Raw genomic sequence first — 25290 nt, 5'->3', positions numbered from 1 at the left:
TGTCACCATTTCGGGGGACGACCATTCCTAAGGCCAGAAGCGAATGAAATGTTTTCCATGTTTGGCCAGGTCGAATAACAAAAAGTATGACAATGTAATTGGCGAAGCTTAGCCATCGCGGTGGGCTTTAGAATCCCCTGGGTGAGTCAGCGTTTGAGCAGACCACGGTCGAGGGCCGTCATAACCGCCTGGATGCGGTCTTCTGCCCCCAGTTTACTGAGGATGCGGGCAACGAAAGTCTTCACCGTCTCCGTCGATACGGACATGTCTGCGGCGATGAGTTTGTTAGGCCAGCCTTTGGCCATGGCTTTGAGAACTTCGAGCTCACGGGCTGAGAGGGAAATGTGACTGCGACGGTCATTGAGCTTGCCCAAAAGCGGCTGGGGGAAATAACGCTTCCCTGAAGCCACGGTGCGCACCGCCTCGATGAGGTCCGGCCTGGAGGCTGATTTGGGCAGATAACCCCGCACCCCTGCCGCCACGGCACGATGAATGTCCTCCTCCGTTTCTTCGACTGAAAAGATGAGCAGACGAGCCGTATCGAATCGCTTGACGATTTCCCGGGCCACATCGGTGCCGTGCATGTCTGGAAGGTGGCCGTCGAGCACGGCAATATCGGGCTGGTGTCGGGCGAAGAGGTCAATGGCATCCTGGCCGCTGGAAGCCTCGGCAATGACTCCGATGCCTGGCTCCAGATTCAGCGCGGCAGAGACACCGAGGCGGGTGAAGAAGTGATCGTCCACGATCATGACACGAATGGTATTTTCAGAAACTGGATTCATGCTGGAGTGAGGAAAGGGAAAGCCGGACGGCGATGCGTGTGCCCGTGCCTGGCCGCGTGGTGAGCTCCAGGTCGGCACCGATTTTAGCAGCGCGCTCTTTGAGGCCGCTGAGGCCGAAGTGGCCGGGGCGTGGATGGGTGAGGAGGCCTGGCTCAAAGCCACGGCCATCATCCTCTATGATCATTTCCACGTGCTGTCGCGTGCAGCGGAGACGGACCTGAATATGACGTGCGGAAGAATGGGCGAGCGCGTTGGCAATGGCCTCCTGGGCGATGCGCATGAGCTGAAACGGGGTGCCTTCAGGGAGGGGCGGTTCCGTGCCTTCATGCACGAACTGGACCTGGGTGTTGATATCCGGCCGGATGCGGCTGCCTAACCAGTCGTTGAGAGACGTAGTGAGGCTGCTGCGGACGGCGGCATCGCTGCGCAAATCCCAGATGCAGTGCCGGGCCTCCACTTGGCAATGGCGCAGCATGGCGGCGGTGTCATCGATAAGGCGAGGCAGCATTTCCGGGGCGGCATGCAGGGCCCCCTTGAGCGTATCCAGATGCAAAGCCGCGCTGGAGAGCTGCTGCTGGAGGCAGTCGTGAAATTCACGGGCGATGCGCAGCCTCTCTTCCTCGGTCGCGGCCTCGCATTCGATCTCGCGTATTCTTTGGGACTGGCGCCAGAGCTGCCAGCGGAAAACAAGAGCGCCCGGCAATGCGATACCCACAAGCCCCAGCAGCCACCAGACCGTTAACATCAGGCGCTCTTTGGTCCACCATGAGGGGCCTGCTAGGATGACAATATCCTCCAGACTGCGGGGGAGAATACTCAGGCCGGTGCTTTCCGGGATGCTGCTGCTGTCCTGGGTGAAGTGACAGATGCCAGTGAGGCGAATACGGCTGCCGTTTTCCAGATCATGGATTTGGTTAGGGAGTAGGAAGTGCTCCCAGGCCAAGCGGCAATGAACACCGCTGGGCAGGGTCAGGGTATAGCGTGGAGTGCCACCGGGCAGGGAATGGGTATTCAGTATGCCGGTCACCTGTATCAGCTCCCTGTGCAGATTGACATTAAAAATGCCTTTATTGAGCTTCACCGGCAGGGGCGGTGTGCCTTCGCCCATCACCCGGCAAACGCCATCCTGGAGCATGAGGCGTCCTTCTTTGTTCTGGGGCCAGCTTGCCACAGCCAGCCGCTGGCCTGGTTTAAAGTCCTGCATCTGCCGGGTGGAGACCTCGATGCTCCCGTCTTCCATCCGCAGGCAGACCCAGGAGCGAGCTTTAGCCGCAGTCACCGTCCCCACCACATGGGTTCTCTCTCTCAAGGCAGATCGGGGTGTGGCCTGAATGGCTTTGACGGCTGTGACCGGCGTTCGTTGGAAAACCTCCTCCAAAGCCTGCGGCTGCAATTTCCAGTCGGCACGGGAGGATACCAGGAGCAGTGCATCGGCATCTTCCGGCAGCAACGGGGACGCGGCCCTGGATACGAGCACCGCATTCAGATCCACTGGTGCGTTTAACCAACTGTCTAACACTGCTTGGGGCTCCCTCCATGGCAGCCGGGCAATGGCATGACCGCTGGGGGAGCTGATTTCCACAATCATCGGTTCACTCTCCTCCACGGGCACGGAGACATTTCTCACGACGCCAGAAACGGTGGTCAGCAAGCCGTCGATGCGCAATTCAGCGGCCGCGTCTAGATCGAAGCTGAGCGGTGCGGGTGACTGTTTGGCAGGGGTGAAAACAGGCTGCACTTCCGGCGGGCCGAGTCGTGTGCGATGGCGCAGAAGCATGGTCAGGCCTTGGTGTCGGCTCAGGTATCCTTCCACCTCCACCATGTCCCCTGGTTTGGGCAGTGGAGATGCATTTGTGCGTGGGTCAAATCCGATGCCCCCGGAGGCATCCTGGACATAGGCCAGCCCCAGCCGCTGGTTGCTAAAGGTTATCACTCCTCTGATCCGCACTGGATCCTGAAATTCTCGCCGGGCCAGATGCGCTTTGGCTTCGGCAATAGTCATGACGGGGACATCCCCCCGCAAGGCGGAAAGTGGAAAAAGGCAGGCCAGGAGCAGCCAGCCGTAGGCGTTGGCAGATGGGTTGGTCATCTGAGTTGTCTAAGTTTGCCAAATTTTGGCTCCTGTAGGCAAGGGACTTTTTTAGCAATAAAACTTTGTCGGTTAAGATATGCCTTTGGCGTCCCTCTTTCATTGCTTTATGCCATGTTTACGGATGTGCAGGGTTGCGTCGACGCGTGCCCTCTTGTTTGCTGGCCTCGCTTTCACAATCCATGTCCGCTCTTTCTTACCTGCTCGTGGACGGTCACAGCGTGATGCACGCCTGGCCGGAGTTGAAGCGTGACCAGCGCAGCGCCAGCCGCCGCCACCTGGCCCGGCTGGAACTGATGAAACGCCTTCGCACGTATCAAGACATGACTGGAAAGCAGGTTGTCCTCGTCTTTGATGGCACCCATTCCCAGCGCAGCGAGGAGCGCGAACCGGAAGGTCTTCAGGTCATCTATGCCGAAGCAACCACCACGGCGGATGCCATCATCGAGCGTCTGGCCAGTCGCTATGCCCGGCAGCATCCCATGCAGGTCGTCTCCGCCGACGGCATGGTGCGCGAAACCATCCTCGCCTGTGGGGCCGACTGGACCAGCCCCGAGATGCTCAAAAGCATGTGCGAAGACGCCGAGCGACGGCTGGGCGATGAGATCAGCAAACGCAGATAGGGATGGCTCAGAGGGAAGCCCACACCGCATGGGCTTGTCCAGGAAGGTCCTTGATAACTGGGTCTCGACGTGCAATCTGTCCAACATGAAGACCTCTGATCCTCTCTCGGAGTTGTTTGATCCCGCCAATCCCATTTTCTCTGAAGACGGTGCCAGACGGTTATTGGCTTTGAGCACAGATGAAGAAATTCTTGAGAGAATGGACGCTCTTGCTGAAAAATGCAATGAGGCCACACTCACTCCTGAAGAGCACCGGGAATATGAAAATTGGGTGCGTGAAAGTACTTTTATTTCAGTCCTTCAAGCTCAAGCAAGACTTTATCTCGCGCGCCTGTCTCCCGCTTGATCATGGATGCCGTGATCAAACAGCGCCTCAGAAAACGTGCTGGTAACCAATGCGAATACTGCGGGCTGCATCAGGAGCACGAGCCTTCACGCCCTTTTAATTCACAGTCTCCACATCAATATAAAGCGCGTTCATTCTCGGCGCGTCATGGACATACAGCAGCCGCCCCGGACTGATCTCCCGGATGGAGGTATAGTTAAAGGACACGCGATCCGATACCACATGATGGGAAGGCCAGGTCTTGCCACCATCCAGGCTAAACATGATGCAGGAGGCCGGGCGGCCATAGCTGCATGCCAGCACACCATTGCTCATCAGCACCAGATCCGGCAACACCTTGCCCTCTTCCATGGCGATGGGTTTACTCCAGGTCTTGCCCGCATCTCGGGAAAACATCTGCTTCATTTGCGAGTCCCGGTCCCCACGGATCACCGCCGTCATTTCTGTGGGGGATAGTCGCACTGCCGCCGGTTCTCCACCAGGGCCAATCGTCGAGACATAATTCCATGTTAGGCCATTGTCCGTGGTCTTGACCAGATGGGACCATCGCTCGGTATCACGCCGGCCATCCGCTCGCGGTACCCGCTTCCGGGTCCAGATGACCATGGTGGCTCCGCCGTCATCGTCGTTCCAAATGTGGCGCTCGCAGATGGTCTGGTCATTCTTATCCTCGTTCGCATATAGCTTCGGCAGCACGATCTTGCTATCCATCATGGTAAACTTGGAGGCAGTGACATCCAGATGCACCGTTTTCGCCAGGAGCGATCCATCCGGTTGCAACCATGTCCAGCGTGAGGCGGCCAGGATGCTGCCATCCGGCCGACGCAGCACGGGCAGTGGAGTCGTATCCAGTTTGTCCAGTCCGGGGATAGGCGTCCATGTCTTGCCTGCATCGGTGGATTTCAGCAGGCCATAGGGTTCGTATAGCGCATCCGGCCCTTGTGCCACACTCATCAGCAGCAGGCCCTGGCCCATGTCATAAAGGTAAGGCCGCGTCTGGCGCACATCCTCGCGCGGGATCGCCCACGGCTCGCTGACGGTGATCTTCACCGGATCCTTCGGCAGAGGCGCAGTCACTTTGCGCACACCCAGCTTGACCGATGCCCACCAAGCCTCCCCCGCAGGCACTTTGGCGCTGGAGCCAAACTGGATGAAAGGCTCAGGCGAATCCGCTTTTTTCCAAAAGGCATTCTGCCCCGTCACCTTTTGCACGCCATCCACCCACATGCTCATATCCGTCCCGCGAATGACAAGCCGATAGGTGTGGAATCGGTTCGTTGTATCCATCGGGATGAATCGGTCGGTGAAGCTCGTCGCCTGCGCTGGAAACAGCACCAGGCCATCCTGGTGCCTGCCATCACTCACCTGCACCATCACCGGTGCCCCATCACGCCAAGGCCACAGGGAGGTCGCCGGTTTGTTCTTGCTCGCCCCGGTGATGGCACCCGTCTTCACCGTGGCTTCCACGATGATCTCATCCTCCGGCCCTGCCTTCCAGCCCTGGCGATAGTGACCAAAACCCGTGGCATCATCCGCAAGTCGTAGCCCGTCTTTTTCAAGGCTCGCTTGCGGTTTGCCGACGGCTGTCCATGCGCCATCAGGCACCGCCTTGCCATCATAGTTCACCAGCCATTGGATGCCTTCGTCGTCCGCCGCTTGGGCGAGCCCAACTGAGGCCATGCCGAAGAGAAAAAGAGCGTAGAATTTCATCTCGGTTTTTTCGGAAGTTATTCGATCTCCTTCAGCTCCTTCATCATCTCCAGCAGATGATCCGTTAAAATGACCGATGTATCCTGCTGCACCCGGTTCGTGCCTAGCCACGTCTCATAGCCGCCTAACGAATGTTGCTCCAGCGTTGGCAGGTAGCCATGCTTGCCATTGGCCAGACCCACCACCATCGTTTTGGAAAAAGGGCTACGCTTTTTCAAGTCCAGGCCGATTTCGACAAACACCTCAAAGGGAATCCCACACACCGCGTAGTCGCCGATGCGGATCGCCTGGATCTGCACAGTCAGTGTCTCTTCAGGGTTTTCTGCCGCACTTACCGTATTGCGTGCATAGTTCTGCGCCCGCCCCGGCAGCTTGGCCACGGCCTCCTTGTCTTTGACCGCCAGTACCGCTTTGGCCTCGGCCACCTCCTGGGCGGAGGGGCGGCGATACTTCAGCGTCACCTCCCTTTGCAGCATGCCCAGCCGCAGGCCTGTCTCATGTTTGTCGATCTTCCCATGAGCCACCCAGGCTGCATCAGCCGCTTTTTGCGCCACGATGCGGATCTGCTCAAACGGCTCGCGCGGTGGACGAGTGACGCCGAAAGGCAGGTTGTTGATGTCCCCGGATGTTCCGTTAGACATCATCGCCACAAAGTTTTCATCACCCCGGATTCGTGAAGGCATCAGCCGGGCGAATTCACCAAAGTAATCCGCTGACATCTGCCCCTTCGGTGCGCCGCCCACATAGTGCAGGGAATAATTCGCATACAGGGCGATGGGGTTGCGCTTGGTATCCCGAATGGAAAGAACCGTGATGTCAGGATCCGTAGGCCCCGCCGGGCGGTCAATGACATCCCGGCTGTATCCGGGATTCGTCTTCACACGATCCAGCCGGTTAAAGGGATTCGGCGGCATCTTCCCCTCCTTCAGATACCAGCGGCGGTTAAACACCTCATCCGGCAGTGCCTGCGCAGCCATTCCCACCGTGGCAGGCTTCAGCGCCTCATGCGCACGGATGATGGAGTCCGATACGCCGTGGACAAACTTTTGGTAATACGCCGCCGCCTGCTCGCTGCGGGTATTCAGGGATGGTCCACTGTGGGTATGCGTGGAGCTGATCATCATCTTCTCCATTGGGATGCCCGTTTTTTCTGAAGCGATTTTTTTGGCCTCATTCAGGACATCAGGTCCAGCGCCCAGGTTGTCCACCACCACCATCGCCAGCTCCGTCTGCCCATCCGCCAGGACGATTGCCCGGGCATGGAAAGGATCATGCGCCTTCTCCGCCAGATTCGCACTGAAGCCACCCGGCATGTTCATGGGAAATTGCTCCGGTGTGATGTCCACCGCTGCCGCCCCCGCCTTCAGGGTCGGCTTATCAGCGGCTGTTAAGGAGTACGTTAGGCCAAAAATGAACAGGCAATGAATGAGGCGGTGTTTCATGGTGGGTTGGTTCATGAAGTACGCGCTTCATCATCAGAAAAAATCACTCCCCACCTGTCTCTTTTTTTTCTTTTTTGCACGCTCATTCAAGGGCACGTTTGCGCCTTCCCTTTACGCCAGGATTTCCCTCACCACCTGCCCGCCCTGGACCCCCGTCAGCCGGATGCTGCGCCCGCCCTGCGTCACCGCCAGGTTCTCATGATCCAGGCCCAGCAGATGCAGCAGCGTCGCATGCATATCGCGGAAGTGCACCTTGCCCTCCACGCATTCAGCCCCTGTTTCATTCGTGCTTCCATGCACATGCCCCGCCTTCACTCCGCCGCCTGCCATCCAAAAGGTAAAAGCCCGCGCATTGTGTCCCGTCTTGTCGTTATCCTTGCCGGGTGTCAGACCCGGCCGGCCAAACTCCCCACCCCAGACCACCAGTGTTTCATCCAGCAGTCCACGCTGGTCCAGATCATCCAGCAGCGCCGCGATGGGGGCATCCACGGAGGTGCAATTGGCGTGCAGATCCCGTCGATGATCTGTGTGCTGATCCCAGCTTCCATGATTCAATTCGATGAACCGTACCCCCGCTTCACAAAAGCGCCGTGCCAGCAGGCATTGCCGTCCAAAGTCAGACGGCTTGCAGGTACCCACTGCGTAGTTTTTCCCCACCCCGTAGCGCTCCCGCGTAGCTGTAGATTCTTGGCTGATGTCCAGCAGTTCCGGCGCGGATGCCTGCATGCGAAAGCCCAGCTCCATCGTCTGGATCACCCCCTCCAGCCGCTCGTCATCCCGCCGTTGGGATAGATGGTCCCGGTTCATTGCCTGGATCAAATCAAGCTGCCTTCTTTTCATGGAAAGCGGCAGGTGCTCCCCCTGAATGTCGCTGATCGTCGCCCGCGACATGTTTTCCCCATTCACACCGATAGGTGTGCCACCATAGATGGGCGGCAGGCAGGCGCTGGAATACTCGGCCGGTTTGGATGTATTCAGGCTGATGAATCCAGGCAGATTCGCATTCTCCGTACCCAGACCATACGCCACCCACGAGCCCATGCTCGGGCAGGGACGCAGCCGGTCACCCGTATGCAGTTGCAGCATGGACTGCGCATGGATGCCCGTATCCGCATGCATCGCATTCAGCACGCATAGCTTGTCCGCATGACGCGCAATATTCGGCATCAGGTCAGAGATCCACAGCCCGCTTTCGCCCTGCCTTTGGAAATTCACCACCGATCCCGCATGCGGCACCTTACCCACCTGCGGTTTGTAATCAAAGGTGTCCAGTTGCGCGGGGCCTCCGCCCATGTTTAAAAAGATCACCCGCTTGGCCCGCGCCTGCATCCGGGGTGGTCTCGCTGTCAAATCCGCAGCCCCATTCCCACTCGCCGTCGCTGCCAGCCCAGACATCGCCAGATAACCAAAGCCGCACGAAGCGGTGCGCAGCACGTCACGTCTGGAAAGAGGGTAGGTACCGGAGTGCATGATCATGATGCCTGGGTGTGGCCAGACTGAGAATACGCAGATCCCTGAGGGGAACTTTCTTTGGCCCCTCAACCTGCCGCATCCGCTGCCTGGCTAAGACAGTCCTCAATCCACATATCGCATCTCACTGCTCGCCAGCAGTGCCTGGCAAAACATCGCCCAGGTGCTTTTCAATCTCTTCTGATCATCCGCTTCAGCAGACACCGCGTTCAGATCTATCTCTCGCATAAATTCCATCGCTCTTGCGCTTTCCTCAGCCGTCGGATCCCGCCCCAAACCGAGTCTATAGGCTAGCCGTACCCGGCTCGCATCTTCGTCTCCAGCATCTGTCAGGACCCTCTCGGCAAAGCGTTCCGCTTCTTTCACCAGGAATCCATTGTTCAGCAGATAAAGCGACTGCGTCGGCAGCGTCGATACATCTCTCTTTCCCACCACCGCCGTGCCATCCGGCAGGTTAAATGGCGTCAGTTCCGGCGGCATTGAGTTGCGCAGCATCAGCAGATACACACTCCGGTGCTGGCTGGGCTGATGCAGATGCCCCAGTTCATTGATCAGCACATCCCGCCCCTGGATCAGCGATCCCTGGCCAGGCTGTGCATTCAGTCCACCGCTCACCTTCAGGATCGTATCCCTCAGTGCTTCCGCATCCAGCCGCCGGCGGTTATGCCGCGCATGCAGCAGATTGTCCGGGTCCGCCTTCCCCACGCCTGGTTCGCAGATACTGTCCTGCTGATATGTGCGGCTCATGACCAGATCCCGGATCATCCGTTTCACTGACCACCCCTGCCTAACAAAGCGTGTGGCCAGATGATCCAGCAGTTCCGGGTGTGTCGGCCTTTCCCCATACACGCCAAAGTCATCCGGCGTTCGGACCAGCCCCTCGCCAAACAGATGCTGCCAGATGCGGTTCACCATCACCCGTGCCGTCTGGGGATGCCCAGGGTCCGTCAGCCACTGTGCCAGTTCCAGCCGGCCGCTCCGTGTTTCATCCAGGGGTTTTTCCAGCGTCACATTTCCCAGCGAAGTCACAAAACCGCGTGGGATGCTGGCCCCCAGCTTCTTGGATTCACCGTCGATGTTCAGCTTGCAATCCTCCACCTTTTTGGCCTCTCGCACACCCATGGCCAGACAGTCGCTGTTTTTGTAAGTGAAAGCGGCCTTGGCCTGCGCCCGGCGCGGTTTGTGGGCCAGGATGATTGGCTCGATCTCCTCCCTGGGTGCTGCTCTAGGGGAGTCCCGCAGCTCATGCAGCGCCGTCTGCGGAGCCGTCAGTGCTTGCAGAGCCGCTGCGCCCCACAGCGTTTCCGTGCTCTTAAAAATGCCCGCCAGCGCATAATAGTCCCGGGCGGATATCGGGTCCGTCTTGTGGTCATGACAGCGCGCGCAGCCCACGCTCAGTCCCAGGATGCCATGGCCCACCACACCGATCTGGTCCGCCACCACATCCATCTCAAAGTTCTCGTTCATCGCCTTCGCAGGCTTCGCCCCCAATGCCAGGAATCCCGTCGCGATCAACTGCCGGTCACGCTGGGCAGGGGACTCCGCAGCCAGCAGATCCCCGGCGATCTGTTCCGTGATGAACCGGGCATACGGCACATCTTCGTTGAAAGCCCGGATCACATAATCCCGGTATCGCCACGCATGGGGAAAGCTGGGGTTGCGGCTCAGTCCGTCATTACCATTGGACTCCCCATAGCGCGCCACATCCAGCCAGTGCCGTCCCCACCGCTCGCCGAAATGCGGGCTCTGCAGCAGCCGGTCCACCCACTGCTCATAAGCGCTCGTCGCTCCCGGCTTTTCCGCTTTCAGCGCCGCCACAAAAGCCTCCACCTCCTCCGCCGTCGGCGGCAGCCCGGTGAGATCCATGTACAGCCGCCGTACCAGCGTCTCCGCCCCCGCGTCCCTGGCGGGGCGATGTCCCGCCTGCTCGATCTGCTTCAGGATAAAAGCATCCACCGGGTCCCGCAGCCACCCGCCATCTTTCACCACCGGCACCGGCGGATTCTTCACGGGTTGATACGCCCAGACGGTGGCCGGGTCCGGCACAGTCATCCGCTCCACCTGCCTCGGTTTATTCTCCCGCGGGTCCGGCGCACCCATTTTCACCCAGGTGATAAAATCCTGCACCACCCCTTCCGGTAGCGGTTTATCCGGCGGCATCTCCATTCCATCATACCTCAGAGCCTGGATGATCAAGCTCTCATCCGGATCCCCCGGCACCATTGCCGCCCCGGACTCCCCGCCCTCCAGCATCTCCGCCGGGCTATCCAGCAGCAGTTTCCCGCCGATCTTCTTGGCCCCTGCGGAGTGGCATTCATAACACTGCTTCACCAGCACCGGCCGGATCTTGCTCTCAAAAAAAGCCCGCCTCTCCGTCGTCATCTCCGCTGTTCCCGCACTGCTCACGGCACACCCCAGTACCAGCCAAAACGCAGGGTGTATAAAAGCAGACAGGGAAGGAAGCTGCATCATCAGGCATTCACATACGGTCCTTCAGTCCCGCTTTTACGTCCCTTGGCCATTTTATCCGATTCCGTGCTTTCAAAGAATGCCGTCGGGCTCAACCCGCCGACCTTGCAAATCACTCACGGATAACCGATACTCTTCCTATGCTGGCAGCCCGATTTCCATCCACTGGAGGTGCCTTTTGCCAGCCGTTCAGAAGAACCCCGCGTCGCCGTCCAAGCCACCCGCTTTCATCTTCACACGGTTTCAGCATCATGCCTCACCCGGCACGGTTTTCCCCTTTCAATCCCCCTGTGGGGAGCCTGGGGATGCCATGGGGAAAACAAATCCCCATCCCAAATCCCTGCCTGCCAACGCCTTATCACCTAAAATCCCCAAATGGGGAAAAATCAAAAATCATCCCCATTTCCCCATTCAACAGCGCCCAGTTCCCTCCGCCCTCAGCAAAAAGCACACCCTCACACGCCGCATACTTCCACCTATCCGTCCCATAGATCCCATCAGTCCCACTCACCCCCACTACGAACTGAGCACCGAGCACTGCGAACTGAGCACTTCCCCCCTCTCCGCCGCCAGACCGCGTGTTGACGCGAGATTCTCTATGCCCTAGCAGTACCCGGATTGCGCGCCGTGCGTATCGTATGCAATGGCTCCACCGCCAGGAATATTATCTCTATGAAATGTGACGTTTGCGAAAGTGAAGCCACCGTGTTTCTCACCCAGATTATCAATGGGCAGATGACCACGGTGAATCTTTGCGATACCTGCTCGAAAGCGAAGGGAGTCACAGATGAAACCGGCTTTGGCTTGGCGGAGGCTTTTTTGAGCCAGGCACCCGCCCCCATCAGTGCGGAGACAGCCTGCCCAGAATGCGGTTTTACTGCCGCGCAGCTTAAAAAGATCGGCCGCATGGGCTGCCCAGAATGCTATCACACCTTCCGCGATGGTCTGGATGGTCTGCTCAAATCCATGCACAAAGGCACCCGCCATGTCGGCAAGGTACCGCACCAGATCGTCACCCAAAATGCCATCGCTGGAAACCTGGGCCTTTTGCGTGAGGAACTGGCCAGTGCGGTGCGTGACGAGCGCTACGAAGACGCCGCCCGCCTCAAGTCCGAAATCGAGTCCCTGCAATCCAGCCATCCCAGTCACGCCTGACTTATCATCGTTCTGCATCTGATCGAACAATCCAGGACGTTATCCCTTCTATAGAATCACCCCCCCAATGCGATTCACGACCCTCATTAAACACCCAGCTGACTGGATGAAAGGCAGCGGGTTGCACTCGGATGTCGTCATGACCTCCCGGGTACGGTTGGCTCGCAACCTCCGTGGCTTCAGTTTTCCTGGCTATTCCGCCGAGCGCCAGCGCGTGGAACTGCTGGAACTGGCCCGCCCCTGTGTGGAATCCCTGCCTGAAATGGCCGATGGTTACAGCGAGGAATACTCCGGCCTGAGCAAAATCCGCAAGCAGGTGCTCGTGGAGCGCCACCTCGTCAGCCGGGAGCATGCCGCCCGTGCTGCCGGTTGCGCCGTCGTGGTGGACCGTAAGCAGAGCCTTTCCATCATGATCAATGAGGAGGACCATTTCCGTATCCAGGGGATACGTGCCGGTCTGAACCTGCGCAGTGCCTATTCCCTGGTGGATAAAGTGGATACCGCCTTGGAATCCATGCTGCCTTATGCCTATGATGACCGCCTGGGCTACCTGACCGCCTGCCCCACCAATTTAGGCACCGGCATGCGTGCGTCCGTCATGCTGCATTTGCCTGCCCTGGTCCTGTCTGACCAGATCAATCCCGTTATCAAGGCAGTCGGCAAGATCGGCCTGGCCGTGCGCGGCCTGTATGGCGAAGGCACGGAGGCCCTGGGAAATCTTTTCCAGATCTCCAACCAGCACACGCTGGGGGAAAAGGAGGGCGAAATCATCTCCCAGATCGAAAAAGTCATCGAGCGCGTCGTCAGCTCGGAGGTCAATGCCCGCCAGAAGCTCCTGGAGGATAATCCCACCATGCTGCATGACCAAGTCGGCCGTGCTTTTGCTATTTTGCGTTACGCGCACGTTTTGACCTCGAAAGAGGCACTCAACCTGCTTTCTTTGTTAAGACTGGGGGCAGATATGGATTTGATCCCCAATTGCGACCGGAGTCTGCTCGACATGCTCTTACTCGAAATCCAGCCCGCCCACCTCCAGCTCAGTGCCGAGCGCGACCTGTCGCCGGAAGAGCGGGACACCCGCCGCGCGGAAATTACCCGGACGCGTTTGCAATTGCTGACTGGCCCTTCTAACGTTTCGACAATCAACCAACCCTCGGAGGAAAAACCCTCTGATTCCAATGATGAATAATTTTACCCCACGCGCCCAACAGGTTCTGGCCCTCGCTCGCAAGGAGGCCGACCGCTTCAACCATAACTACGTCGGTACGGAGCATCTGCTTCTTGGCCTCATTAAACTCGGCCAAGGGGTGGCGGTGAACGTCCTCACCAAGCTCGGTCTCGACCTGGAAACCGTCCGTCTCCAGGTGGAGCAGCAGGTCGGCTCCGGCCCGGAAACCAAGATGGTGGGCAACATCCCTTACACGCCACGCGTGAAAAAGGTGCTCGCCCTCGCCAGCAAGGAGGCCAAAGCCCTGAATCACAGCTACGTCGGCACGGAGCACATCCTCCTCGGTCTCCTCCGTGAAGGCGAAGGCGTGGCCGCTCAGGTCCTGCGCAATCTGGATATCAATCTGGACAAGGCCCGCAACGAGATCCTCAAGGAACTGGACCCCAACTTCACCAGCGGTAACGGCGAAGAGGAAGAAGAGGATTCAGAACCCGTCTCCCCATCTGGCAATACCGAAGACGACAAGAAGAAGAAAAAGAACGAGAAGACGCCCGCTCTCCGTGCCTTTGGCCGTGACCTGACCGAAATCGCCCAGAAAGGCGAGATGGATCCCGTCATCGGACGCACGGAAGAGATTGCCCGCGTCATCCAGATCCTTTGCCGCCGCACCAAGAACAACCCCGTCCTCATCGGTGAGGCCGGGGTCGGCAAGACCGCCATCGTCGAAGGCCTGGCCCAGGAAATCGCCGCCGGTAACGTCCCCGAAATCCTGCGCGATAAAAAAGTCGTCATCCTTGACCTCGCCCTCATGGTCGCCGGTACGAAATATCGCGGTCAGTTTGAGGAACGCATCAAGGCTGTGATGGACGAGATCCGTCGCAACAAGAACATCATCCTCTTCATTGATGAGATGCACACCATCGTCGGTGCCGGCTCTGCTGAAGGCACCATGGATGCCAGCAACATCATCAAACCCGCCCTCAGCCGCAGTGAGCTCCAGGTCATCGGTGCCACGACGCTGAACGAATTCCGCAAATACATCGAGAAGGACTCCGCCCTCGAGCGCCGCTTCCAGCAGGTGAAGGTGGAAGAGCCTTCCGTGGAAGACGCTATCCAGATCCTCATGGGTCTGAAGGGCAAGTATGAGATGCATCACAAGGCCAAGTATTCTGACCAAGCCATCACCTCCTCGGTGAAGCTGAGCTCACGCTACCTGACCTCCAGGTTCCTGCCTGACAAGGCCATCGACATCATGGACGAAGCTGGCTCCAAGGCCCGCATCGCCGCCATGACCCGTCCGCCCGAACTCAAGACCATCGAAGCTGAGATCGAGACCATCCGCATCGAGAAGGAAACCGCCATCAAGGATCAGGACTTCGAAAAAGCCGCGCGTCTGCGTGACAGCGAGAAGAACACCAAGAAGAAGTACGACGACATCCTGGAAACCTGGAGACAGAACAATACCGAGCGTATCGTGGACGTTTCCGAGGACGACATCATGTCCGTGGTTTCCAAGTGGACCGGCGTGCCGCTCCAGCGCATGGAGACTGCCGAAGCCCAGAAGCTGCTGAAGATGGAAACCGAGCTGAAAGGCAAGGTCATCGGTCAGGACGAAGCTGTGGTCGCCATCAGCAAGGCGCTCCGCCGCTCCCGTGCCGACCTCAAGGACCCCCGCCGCCCTATCGGCTCCTTCCTTTTCCTCGGCCCAACCGGTGTTGGTAAAACCTTCCTGGCCAAGAACCTGGCTGAATTCATGTTCGGCAGTGCCGAGGCTCTCATCCAGCTCGACATGTCCGAATACATGGAGAAGCACACCGCCAGCCGCCTCATTGGTGCGCCTCCCGGATACGTCGGTTATGAAGAAGGTGGTCAGCTTTCCGAAGCTGTGCGCCGCCGTCCGTATAGCGTGGTGCTGTTTGACGAAATCGAAAAAGCTCACCCGGATGTCATGAACCTCCTCCTCCAGATTCTGGAAGAAGGCCAGGTGACGGACAACTTCGGCCGCAAGATCGACTTCCGGAACACCATCGTCATCCTGACCTCCAACGTCGGTGCTGAAACCATCAAGAAGCAGTCCAGCCTCGGCTTTGCCGCCATGGCCCAGGGCGAGGCGGACAACGCCAGCATCAAGGACAAGCTGTCTGAGATGGCCAAGAAGTTCTTCAAGCCTGAGTTTCTCAACCGTCTGGATGACCTCATCGTCTTCCGCATGCTTGAGAAGACCCAGCTCGTCAAGATCGTGGACCTCGAAGTCAACAAAGTCGTCGCCCGCCTCAGGAACAAGAACATCCACATCGTGCTCGACGAGAGCGCCACGGAGTTCCTCATGAAGGAAGGTTTCGATCCTCAGTATGGTGCCCGTCCAATGCGCCGTGCCGTGGAGAAGAACATCGAAGATCCTCTGGCCGAGCATCTCCTCGGTGGAACGATCAACGAGGGCGATCACGTGAAGGTGACCTTCGACGCCGAAAACAAGCGCCTCAAGTTCTCTGCGGAAACGCCCGTGAACGTCGAGGCCGAGGTGGTCGAGGCTACCTCAGTCTAACCAATAGTTCAATCAAAAGGCGGGCCTGCAAAGGCCCGCCTTTTTTGTCATTAAGGCCACTTGCATTTGTGAATCCCGTCACCCTTCCAGCTCCCGCCGGACCTGCATTGCTGGCCATCTCAGGCGGACGGGACTCCGTGGCTCTGCTGCACATGCTCGTCACCGCCGGGCATCACCAGCTCATCCTCTGCCATCTCAACCATGGCCTCCGTGGCCGCGAGTCCGGCCAGGATGCCGTCTTCATCCGCCGTCTGGCCCGGCGTTATGAACTGCCTTGTGAGATCGCCAAAGCTGACGTCGCAGGCATGGCGAAGGCGCAGCGTATCTCTCTGGAGATGGCCGGCCGCAATGCCCGTTACGACTTCCTCCAGCGCATGGCGGTGAAGCACGAGGCGGCCCGCATCTACCTGGCCCATCATGCCGATGACCAGGCGGAGACCATCCTGGCCAACCTCTGTCGCGGCACGGGTATCGGCGGTCTCAAGGGCATGCTGGCCGAGACCTCCGGCGGCCCGGTTCTCTGCCGTCCATTGTTAGGCATGCCCCGGCAGGAGATCGAAGCTTATATCGAGACCCATGGTCTGGACTATCGGGAAGACTCCAGCAACGTCAGCCCGGCGCATCGTCGCAACCGGCTGCGGCATGAGGTGCTGCCCTTGCTGAATCAGGTTTATCAACGGGAAGTGGCCCCGCTGATTGTCCGCCTCGGCCGCCAGGCAGCCCGCGATGACGGCTGTCTGTGGGAGCAGGCGATGGAATTTGTTAGCGCTGCAGGAGCCATCGAATCCGATGGCTCCCTACGGGCAGGCCAGGAACTGCGGTCGTTGCATCCGGCGGTGTTGAGCCGTGTATTGCATCATTGGTTAGGTTACGTCCTCGGTCTGCCCGGCATGGATGCAGTGATTATGGACGCTGTGCTGTCTATGCTGCATCCAGGCGGCCCGGCCAAAATCAACCTTCCCGAAAATCGCCACCTGCGTCGGAAGGCGGGGAGAATGTGGGTGGAAGGGGCGTGAGAGCCTGGAGGCGAAGGCAAAAGGCCTCCGCTTCCATGAGATATTGGCCATGGACATATTATGAATCGTCCAGCAAGTGGCCAGTCCAAGCGTGATATCTAAGGAAGTGCCGAGTCTAACGTTGTTGATGCAACCGACGTTTATCACTATCAGTCAATCGAGTCATCCATACCATGAAACTGTCCATACTAGGGTTGTCCATATCGCTCGTATTAACGACCTGCCTGCCTCTGATGGCTGCACCGGCGCATCCTGCTGAGGGCAAAGGCATCAGGTCTGAAAACGGCGACATTGAAAGCCTCATCACTTTTCACAACCGGAGCAGTGAGTCGGTAAAAATTTACTGGCTGGATTATGCAGGCAAAAGGGTACTGTACAAAACTCTCCAAAGTCAGGAGGCGCTGGCGCAAATTACCTTTCTGACTCATCCATGGCTTATCACAGACACAGATGGAAATGCCTGGCATCTCTATTATGCCGACGCTCAGCCACGAATAATCGAAATCATCGCTCCCGCGGTGAGGTAACCGTGTTCTACGGGTGCCTCATGCACCTTTGAGGGGTGCGACGCTCTTTTGCGCCTCCGTCAGCTCTTTGTGCAGGTCCATGATTTCGCGTTGGATGTCGGCGGCTTCCTGGGCGTCGAGGTTTGGCTGTTTGAGCTGGGTCTGCAGGCGCTGTTTTTGCTGCTGCAAGCGATTGATGGAGAGGATCTGGACGGCATGCTGCGCATCGGCGAGATTGCCGGGGGGCGCGGGCATGTGGAGGATCTGGTTGAAGGCGGCTTCTTCATCCCGGTCCAGGCTGATGAGGAAGCTGTTGAAGGCATCCGGCACGGCGGGATCGTAGTCGTCTAACCAGACGCGTGACAATAGATCCGTCCCGGATAGGTCGTGCAGGATGTTTTTGTCTCCATGTTCACGTAGCCAGAGAAGCACTTCGGCATCGGCGATGGCGAGACGGCAGAGGAGTAGGGCGGTGGCATCCTGGGCGGCGAGGAGCTTCTCGCCGGGCCGCTCATTGGGAGTTTCTTTCTTGGCCTTGCCGGTGCTCTTTTCCGCACGGGCCACCAGCTTGCGCATGACTTCTTCCGAGATGCCCAGGCTGCGGGCCACGCGCTGGATGGTGGTCTCCTTGGCCATCGGGGTATCGAAGAGCTTGACGTTTTCGGCCATCTCTTCGGCGAACTTGATGCGCTCGCGCATCTCGGTGAGGTCACGCCGGGAGCCGACGCTGATCCACTGATAGTCCACAAAGTCCTTTGCCTCTTTGATCAGTGCACCAAATGCTTCGACGCCCTGCTTACGGATATACGAATCCGGGTCTTCTCCCTTGGGCAACATGGCGACTTTGACAATGAGGCCGAAGGGGGCCAGGGCCTGGAATGCACGCTCGGCCGCTTTATAGCCAGCGTTGTCGGAGTCATAACAAAGAACGACTTCATCCGCCTGACGCTTCAGAGCGCGGGCATGGAATTCGGTGAAGGCGGTGCCTTGTCCGGCGACGACGTTTTGAAACCCGGCTTCGAAGACCATGAGGGTATCGATCTGGCCTTCACAGACGATGGCCTGACCGGCTTTGGAGATGGCGCGTTTCGATTTGTCGAAGCCGAAGAGTACTTTGCTTTTATTGAAAAGCAGGGTCTCGGGCGAGTTCAGGTATTTGGCGGCCTTGGCATCGGCTTCGAGCACCCGGCCGCTGAAGGCAATGACTTCGCCATTGTCATTGCGGATGGGAAACATCAGCCGGTGGCGGAAGCGAGGATAGGCATCCCCGCGTTCCTCGCTGGTGGCCAGGATACCGGCCTCGATGAGCAAGCCGGAGCCGAACTTGTTCTTCATGGCCCATTCCCGCAGTGGTTGGGTATTCGGTGGGGCATAACCGAGCTGCCAGCTTTTGGCCACCTCCGCCGTGATGCCTCGGTTCTTCAGATACTGCCGCGCGGCATCGGCCATGGGATGCTTCATCAGGAGCTGGTGATACCAGGCGGAGATCTCCTTATGCACACGGATCATGGCCGTGCGCTGCTTGGCGATGGCCTCGGCATTGGCGTCCCACACTTCTTCCTCGATGCGGATGCCTGCGCTGTCTGCCAGGCGTTTCACCGCTTCCATGAAAGTCAGGCCGTCATGCTCCATGACAAAGCGGTAAGCATTGCCACCCGCACCACAGCCAAAGCAATGATACGAATTGGTGGAAGGCCGTACGTTGAACGACGGCGACTTTTCATTGTGAAAGGGGCAGAGGCCCACCCAGTTTGTGCCGGCACGGCGCAACTTCACGGAGCGCCCCACCAGATCCACGATGTCCGTGGCGGCGAGCACTTGCTGCAAAGTTTCTTCCGGAATGCGAGGCATGGGACTCCCAACATGGAGCGCCGACGATCCGTCGGCATCGGTTTTTTTTTAAAGCCGACGATTCGTCTGCGCTCCATAGCGCCGCCAGCGTAGCCAGAGGAGAGAAGCGGCCAAAGTGCCGAGGAACCACCACGGCCACCAGGTGAGGCTGGTGGCGAATACTTGGGGATCCTCCGAGGACACTCCGAGCTGGCCCTGGAGCCAGCCGGTATGCCAGCCGAAAAGGAGGGTCATCACGCCATAGGCCAGATTCATGGTCAGTCCGCGAAAGCTCAGGGCGGTGGCCCGGCGGGAGGAATCCACGATGGCATTCAGGTAATGGGAGAGGAAGAATTGCAAAAAACGCATGCCCAGCATGAGCGGCACCACCAGGGCGACGCCGAGGAATCCGGGCTGCGGATACGCGGCGAACCACAGGCCTACGAAGGTCATGACCACAAGCCAGGTGAAGTTACCCCGCAGGGTCCCCTTGGTGGCCATCCGCTCCATGAGACCGGCCGTGGCCAGCCCTAGCAGGGAAGCGACCGTGCCAATGACGCCATACCAGGCTTCCGTGATGCCGACGAGGCGATAGAAGTTACTGGAGACGGTGAGGAAGAGGCGGATGATGCTATCGAACAGGACGCCAAGCAGGATCAGCGTAAAAGCGGCCTCCGTATTCCAGATCCAGCGGCCCGTTTCCAAAATGCGGCCCAGGGCCAGACGCGCCTCATGGAGCCAGCCCCCGCGTGCTTGGGCGGCCAGGGTTTCGGCGGTGACGGGTTCCTTCATGCGCAGAGTCACCAGGAGGCAGGCGATGCCGATGATGAAATTCAGCACCAGGGGGATCTTCATCGTCCAGGCGCGGCTGATGTCCGCAAAGCCCAGCCAGCCGAGGGCCACGCTCACTTTTTCATGATCATAGAGCAGGCCGCCGCTGACGGAGGTGATGATGAAGCCAATGGCGATGGCCCGGCTGAGTCTGGCCATAAGCTTGGGCCACAGCACCTGGCGTTCCGCCTGTGGGAGGGAGTCATAGGTCAGCGCTTCATCGGCCCCGCTGGCGGCGGCTTCTGCGGTGCCGCTTAAGATGCGATTCAAAATGAACAGCCACAATACCACGTCATGATTTCCCACCGGCATGAGGCAGAGCACGGCCATTTCGGCGACCATCAGCCAGCCTGCGGCAACGATGAGGGGACGTCTGCCAAACTGGTCTGCCAGTGCGCCTGAAGGTACCTCAAGAAGAACAATGGTGATGGCCCACACGACATTGAGCGCGGCGAACTCGCCAATGCTCAGGCCCAGGTCCAGGAAGAGGACGGTGAAGATGGGGTAATAAAGGCGGCAGTTAAACAGCAACCGGAACCAGATGAAAAGACGGGCGTTAAGGGGCATTGGCGGGAGGAGGGGGAGTCAGTATGCGGTTTACAGTATGCAGGTTTCAGACCCTGGACTCGGAAAACTGAATGCTGAAAACCGAAAACTGAAACCGGCTTCCTGCTGTTCCGGTCACTCAAAAGGAAGAAATTCACCAGCGGCATCATTTTTTTATCCGCAATGTCGAACAGGCGATGGCTGAAACGACCCTGTCATGAGGCCGGCAACCGGCCGACCTCATTCACATCAGGCATATCATCTGTTCACCATGAAAAAACACCTCCTTAAAACGCCATTATTGCTACTCCTGTCCCTGGTTTTCACCGGCCCGGCATGGGCAGACCCATTCACGTTGTTGATCTATGAAACCAAGGCGGACTTGTCCGCCCGATCAGATCCTGGAAAAGCACCGGCCTACTGGGCGGCCTATGGTGCCTACGCGCAGGCGATGACCCAGGCAGGCATCCTGCGTGGTGGTACGGCGCTTCCAGGAAAGGCAGGCGTCCGGACAGTTCACGGGATGGATGGCAGGCCTGCCGCCGCCGCAAACCCAACGGCCGGGGCCGAGGGCGAATGGGAGCTCGGAGGTTATTTCATCATTGAAGTGGCGGACGTGGAGGCGGCCCTGGATTGGGCAAAAAAGTCACCTGGAATCGCTTCCGGATATGTGGAGATTCATCCCCATTTTATCAATCCAACCATGCCTGCTCAGTAAAAGACCTTCACATTCATTCACCTTAGCCTAACCAAACATTATGGAATACATGCTCATTTTCACCGAGACCGCCGCCGAATTCGCCAAGCGCCAGGATCCTGACCAGGCGCCCGTTTATTGGGGAGCCTGGTCAGCCTATTGCAATGCGCTGGTTGAATCTGGAATCATGGTCAGCGGAGCCGGGCTGCAGCCTCCGGAGACGGCCACAACCGTGCGCATTCGGGATGGCCAGCGCCATGTCCATGACGGTCCCTATGCCGAATCCAAAGAAATGCTGGGCGGCTTTTTTGTCATTGAGGTGCCGGATCTGGATGTGGCTCTGGAGTGGGCGGCACGGGCTCCGTCCGCCAGTTGTGGCTCCACGGAAGTGCGCCCCGTGCTGCCGCCTATGAACCGCGATTGATTCCTGGACTCCATGACATCCTCAGCAGAAGCGGTGGACGAAGTCGCCCGGACAGCCTATGGCCAGCTTCTGGCCTATCTGGCCTCCCGTTATGGTGATGTGGCCTCTGCTGAGGATGCTCTCGGGGACGCTTTTCTGGCGGCACTGCGGCAGTGGCCGGCGGACGGGATTCCGGACAACCCGCGGGCCTGGATCCTGCGCGCCGCACAACGAAAGCAGGTGGATGCGTACCGGCGAAAGAGGACGCGCGAGATGGCGGCCGAGGAACTGGAACGCGCCGCGCTTGAGGCCGAGCAGGCGGCGGATGACCTGACTTTTCCTGACGAACGACTCAAACTGCTGTTTGTCTGCGCCCATCCGGCCATTGATCCCGCTGCACGCGCCCCGCTGAGTTTGCAGACGGTTTTGGGAATCCAGGCGGACCGCATTGCCTCCGCCTTTCTCGTCTCCCCTGCGGCCATGAGCCAGCGGCTGGTGCGTGCAAAAGCGAAGATCCGCGATGCCCGCATCCCATTTTATGTGCCGGGTGAAAATGAATGGCCGGAGCGTTTTGAGTCTGTCCTGGACAGCCTCTATGCCGCCTTCACCACCGGATGGGATGAGGCTGCGGGCTCCGGCGGGCCCGGCGGTGGACTGGCCATGGAGTCCATTTGGTTAGGCCGGCTGCTGGTGCATCTGCTGCCGGATTCACCTGAGGCCCTTGGCCTGCTGGCGCTGATGCTGCACTCCCACGCACGGCATCCGGCACGGCGCAGCAACGAAGGCGCCTTTGTGCCCTTGCCCGAACAGGATGTACGGCGGTGGTCAGCGCCGCTCATCGCCGAGGCGGAAGCCCTGATCCGCCGCGCGGCACAGCATCAGCAGTTGGGGCGATACCAGATCGAGGCGGCCATTCAATCCGTGCATGCGCAGCGCGCGGTCACGGGAAAGATTGAGTGGGGAGTGATTGCCATGCTATATGACGCATTGATTCAAAAGACACCTGCGATCGGGGCGCGGATCGGACGGGCGCTGGCGCAGTCCGAGCTGCACGGGCCTAGCACCGGTTTGCAGCTCCTGGATGTACTGCCTGCCTCCATGGTGCGTGATCACCAGCCGTACTGGGCCACACGGGCACATCTGCTCACGCGGCTGGGTTCCCGCGATGCCGCTGCCATCGCTTACAAACGCGCCCTGGGGCTGACTGAAGATCCTGCTGTCCGGACCTTTTTATCGCAGCGGCTCATCCATTTAAAAAAGGAATAACCGTCCCGCCTTGACCGCTCATGCCGCAGCCAGTCCGGGCCCTACGAACGGTGCACTGAGAACTTAAAACCCGCCAAAAAAAACAAATCCGGCGTTACTACTCCGCCTCTTCGCCGTTTACATTAGTGTGTCCACTTCCCTCCAAAACATCCTCTTCGGTCTACTCTTCTTGACTGTTCTTTTCCTGGTTATTGAAAGGGGGCTGGGGAGGGCGCGGGGGCCGCTGCTGCGGCGGGGGTGGCTGACGGATGTGGGCTATTTCTTTTTCACCCCTTTTGTAACGCGGGTGCTTTCGAAGGCGGGGCTGATCTTACCCGCAGCCTTGCTGGTCTGGTGCGGGGTGGCTAGTGTGGAGGATTTTCGACAGCAATCGTATGCGGGTTTTGGTCCGGTTTCGCGTCAGCCGCTGTGGCTCCAAGGGGTGCAGATTTATCTGCTGGCGGACCTCCTGGGTTACTGGAGCCATCGCCTGTTCCATGGCGGGCGCTGGTGGGCTTTTCATGCGGTGCATCATAGCTCGGAGGATCTGGACTGGCTGAGCAGCATTCGGGTGCATCCGGTGAATGATCTGGTGAACAAGTTCATCCAGGTGACGCCACTGCTACTGCTGGGATTTAATCCCTGGGTGACCCTTTCCACTGCGCCGTTTTTCACACTCTATGCCATCTTTCTGCACGCGCGGGTAGACTGGGATTTCGGCCCGTTTCGGTATGTCATTTCCACTCCCGTTTTTCACCGCTGGCATCACAGCCGCCAGCGGGAGGCCTGGGATAAAAACTTCGCGGGTTTGTTTCCCGTGTGGGATTTGATCTTTGGCACCTTTTACATGCCCCGTGGCCGCGTGCCGGAGGACTTCGGCATCACGGAGGATTTTCCGCAGCACCTGCCGGGGCAGTTGTGGGAACCGGTGAGGCGACTTTGGGTGAGGAAGTCGGGCTCTGTGGACCCGTGACATCCGGTATCTTTTTTCCCGCCGGCCCATTCCGCGCTTGCAACGAGATGATGGTTTTGTGTTCTTGGGTGCGTTCCTTTTTGTCTCATGAACCGCCGCTCCTTTTTCCGCTCTTCCTCGGCCCTGGCCGCTGCCTCCACCGGGCTTGCGATGGCCTCGCAGGCCTCTGCTGTGTCCATTGACAAAGCGGCGGCTGATCCAGCCTACAAGATCAAAAACAGCGGCATCAAACACACGCTGATGGGCTGGTGCTGGAAGCCGATGGACATGCTGGTCCTGGCCCAGCAGGCGAAGGACATCGGGCTGGTCGGGATCGAGGGGATCGATAAGAAGCTGTATCCAGATGTGAAAAAGCTGGGACTGGGAATCAGTCTGGTGGGCTCCCATGGTTTTGCCAAAGGGCCCTGCAATCCCCAGTTTAAAGACGAGGTCATCAAGGCCCTCACGGAGAGCATTGATGTGGCCGCCGATGTGGGGTGTAAAAAGGTGATTACCTTTACCGGCATGAAGTTTGACGGCATGGACCGTGATCAGGCCATCAAGGACTGCCTGGATACCTGGAAGGTGGTCCTGCCGCATGCCGAGAAAAAAGGCATCACCCTGGTGCTGGAGCACCTGAACAGCCGGGACAATACGCATCCCATGAAAGGCCACCCAGGCTACTTTGGCGATGATGTGGATTTCTGCGTGGACCTGATCAAGCAAATGAGCAGTCCCAACTTCAAGCTGCTCTTTGATATTTACCACGTGAGCATCATGAATGGTGATGTCATCCGCCGCTTGCACCAGCACAAGGAGTACATCGGCCATCTGCATACGGCGGGGAATCCCGGCCGTTGTGAACTGGATGAAAACCAGGAGATCAACTACCCCGCCATCATGAAGGCCGTGCTGGACATCGGTTACCACGATTACGTGGCCCATGAGTTCATCCCGACCTGGGACGATCCGGTGCTGGCGTTAAGGCATGCGTGCATGGTTTGTGATGTGTAGGATTGGGAGTGCCTTTCCGGCGTCCCTCCGGGACGCAACGGCGGTTGGCGGTTGGTGTGTGGTGTGTGGTGTGTGGTGTGGAAGTCCGGTGGTTCTCGGTCGCTACGCTCCTTTCACCACCGGCTTGTCTCTACATTGAGTCCTCCTTGAAGAGATCAAGCCATCGCGATAGCGATGGCCCATGGACTCGGAAGTGGGAGCAGACACCCGCAGACCGCCCACCGGCTCAGGAGTCACGATCCTACAGTTTAGATTGGCGCGGGTGTCTGTCCCATGCCCGGCCGTGAAGCCGAACCATATCCAGGGCCCATTCTCACCGAATGGCAGCCCGCAGACAAGCTCGAACTCATGCCGGGGACTCCCACCTGCTGTCCTGGTTTCATCAAGACTTCATCCTCACGCCTTCTTCTCTCATGAGTTCACCCGCCATCTCTGCATCCCTGCCGCGCCT

General features: G+C 58.7%; 20 protein-coding genes. 12 read left to right on the top strand and 8 right to left on the bottom strand.

The annotated features are described in order from the left end of the window. Positions 1 to 146: 146 nt before the first annotated feature. Positions 147 to 782, bottom strand: a complete 636-nt coding sequence (locus EI77_RS00100) for a response regulator (RefSeq protein ID WP_133792727.1) — start codon at positions 780 to 782, stop codon at positions 147 to 149. Continuing rightward, positions 766 to 2871: an ATP-binding protein gene (locus EI77_RS00095; RefSeq protein ID WP_133792726.1), complete on the bottom strand. Its 2106-nt coding sequence runs from the start codon at positions 2869 to 2871 to the stop codon at positions 766 to 768. Before EI77_RS00095 ends, EI77_RS00100 begins: the two co-directional genes overlap by 17 nt. A 182-nt stretch (positions 2872 to 3053) precedes the next feature. Here EI77_RS00095 and EI77_RS00090 point away from each other — a divergent pair, with 182 nt between their 5' ends. Both EI77_RS00090 and EI77_RS00085 read left to right on the top strand, forming a co-directional pair. Then, complete coding sequence (locus EI77_RS00090) at positions 3054 to 3494, top strand: NYN domain-containing protein (RefSeq protein WP_133792725.1); 441 nt, start codon at positions 3054 to 3056, stop codon at positions 3492 to 3494. Positions 3495 to 3579: 85 nt separating this feature from the next. Further along, positions 3580 to 3840 carry a hypothetical protein gene (locus tag EI77_RS00085; RefSeq protein WP_133792724.1) on the top strand — a complete coding sequence of 87 codons (261 nt, stop codon included), beginning with the start codon at positions 3580 to 3582 and terminating at the stop codon, positions 3838 to 3840. A 96-nt stretch (positions 3841 to 3936) separates the two neighbouring features. Here the strand turns inward: EI77_RS00085 and EI77_RS00080 are convergent, their stop codons facing one another. The 4 genes from EI77_RS00080 to EI77_RS00065 all read right to left on the bottom strand — a co-directional run bounded on the left by EI77_RS00080 (position 3937) and on the right by EI77_RS00065 (position 10934). Next, positions 3937 to 5550, bottom strand: a complete 1614-nt coding sequence (locus tag EI77_RS00080; protein WP_133792723.1) for a sialidase family protein — start codon at positions 5548 to 5550, stop codon at positions 3937 to 3939. 17 nt (positions 5551 to 5567) lie between these two features. Beyond that, complete coding sequence (locus EI77_RS00075) at positions 5568 to 7007, bottom strand: neutral/alkaline non-lysosomal ceramidase N-terminal domain-containing protein (protein WP_208300223.1); 1440 nt, start codon at positions 7005 to 7007, stop codon at positions 5568 to 5570. A 96-nt stretch (positions 7008 to 7103) separates the two neighbouring features. After that, positions 7104 to 8462 (bottom strand): DUF1501 domain-containing protein, encoded by a 1359-nt coding sequence (locus EI77_RS00070; RefSeq protein WP_133792722.1) that lies wholly within the window; start codon positions 8460 to 8462, stop codon positions 7104 to 7106. 105 nt (positions 8463 to 8567) lie between these two features. After that, positions 8568 to 10934 carry a PSD1 and planctomycete cytochrome C domain-containing protein gene (locus tag EI77_RS00065; protein ID WP_133792721.1) on the bottom strand — a complete coding sequence of 789 codons (2367 nt, stop codon included), beginning with the start codon at positions 10932 to 10934 and terminating at the stop codon, positions 8568 to 8570. Positions 10935 to 11603: 669 nt separating this feature from the next. Here EI77_RS00065 and EI77_RS00060 point away from each other — a divergent pair. From EI77_RS00060 to EI77_RS00040, 5 genes are all read left to right on the top strand, one after another. Then, complete coding sequence (locus EI77_RS00060) at positions 11604 to 12086, top strand: UvrB/UvrC motif-containing protein (protein WP_133792720.1); 483 nt, start codon at positions 11604 to 11606, stop codon at positions 12084 to 12086. A 67-nt stretch (positions 12087 to 12153) separates the two neighbouring features. Beyond that, positions 12154 to 13275 carry a protein arginine kinase gene (locus tag EI77_RS00055; RefSeq protein WP_133792719.1) on the top strand — a complete coding sequence of 374 codons (1122 nt, stop codon included), beginning with the start codon at positions 12154 to 12156 and terminating at the stop codon, positions 13273 to 13275. Next, positions 13268 to 15799 (top strand): ATP-dependent Clp protease ATP-binding subunit, encoded by a 2532-nt coding sequence (locus tag EI77_RS00050; protein ID WP_208300276.1) that lies wholly within the window; start codon positions 13268 to 13270, stop codon positions 15797 to 15799. Before EI77_RS00055 ends, EI77_RS00050 begins: the two co-directional genes overlap by 8 nt. Positions 15800 to 15867: 68 nt before the next feature. After that, positions 15868 to 16815 (top strand): tRNA lysidine(34) synthetase TilS, encoded by a 948-nt coding sequence (tilS, locus tag EI77_RS00045; protein ID WP_166646923.1) that lies wholly within the window; start codon positions 15868 to 15870, stop codon positions 16813 to 16815. Between the two features lie 173 nt (positions 16816 to 16988). Beyond that, entirely contained in the window at positions 16989 to 17342 is a 354-nt protein-coding gene (locus tag EI77_RS00040) for a VHL beta domain-containing protein (protein WP_133792716.1), read from the top strand. Positions 17343 to 17360: 18 nt separating this feature from the next. Here EI77_RS00040 and dnaG read toward each other — a convergent pair whose 3' ends face one another. Beyond that, positions 17361 to 19172, bottom strand: coding sequence for a DNA primase (gene dnaG, locus EI77_RS00035; protein WP_133792715.1), 1812 nt, complete (start codon positions 19170 to 19172; stop codon positions 17361 to 17363). A gap of 48 nt (positions 19173 to 19220) precedes the next feature. After that, a complete protein-coding gene (locus EI77_RS00030; protein ID WP_133792714.1) occupies positions 19221 to 20549 on the bottom strand; it encodes an MFS transporter in 1329 nt (442 codons plus the stop codon). A gap of 250 nt (positions 20550 to 20799) precedes the next feature. Between EI77_RS00030 and EI77_RS00025 the strand changes: the two genes are divergently transcribed. The 5 genes from EI77_RS00025 (at position 20800) to EI77_RS00005 (ending at position 24839) form a co-directional block, all read left to right on the top strand. Continuing rightward, a complete protein-coding gene (locus EI77_RS00025) occupies positions 20800 to 21246 on the top strand; it encodes a YciI family protein (RefSeq protein ID WP_166646922.1) in 447 nt (148 codons plus the stop codon). A gap of 49 nt (positions 21247 to 21295) precedes the next feature. Next, positions 21296 to 21649: a YciI family protein gene (locus EI77_RS00020; protein WP_208300221.1), complete on the top strand. Its 354-nt coding sequence runs from the start codon at positions 21296 to 21298 to the stop codon at positions 21647 to 21649. Between the two features lie 12 nt (positions 21650 to 21661). Further along, positions 21662 to 22894: an RNA polymerase sigma factor gene (locus EI77_RS00015; protein WP_133792711.1), complete on the top strand. Its 1233-nt coding sequence runs from the start codon at positions 21662 to 21664 to the stop codon at positions 22892 to 22894. 127 nt (positions 22895 to 23021) lie between these two features. Then, the gene (locus tag EI77_RS00010) at positions 23022 to 23846 is read left to right on the top strand and encodes a sterol desaturase family protein (protein ID WP_166646921.1); all 825 of its coding nucleotides are present in this window, start codon (positions 23022 to 23024) and stop codon (positions 23844 to 23846) included. An 87-nt stretch (positions 23847 to 23933) separates the two neighbouring features. Then, entirely contained in the window at positions 23934 to 24839 is a 906-nt protein-coding gene (locus tag EI77_RS00005) for a TIM barrel protein (RefSeq protein WP_208300220.1), read from the top strand. The last annotated feature ends 451 nt before the right edge of the window (positions 24840 to 25290 follow it).

The sequence above is a fragment of the Prosthecobacter fusiformis genome (assembly GCF_004364345.1).
Lineage (GTDB): Bacteria > Verrucomicrobiota > Verrucomicrobiia > Verrucomicrobiales > Verrucomicrobiaceae > Prosthecobacter > Prosthecobacter fusiformis.
Note: the sequence above shows the minus strand (reverse complement) of the source record. Positions and strands in the feature narration are given on the sequence as shown.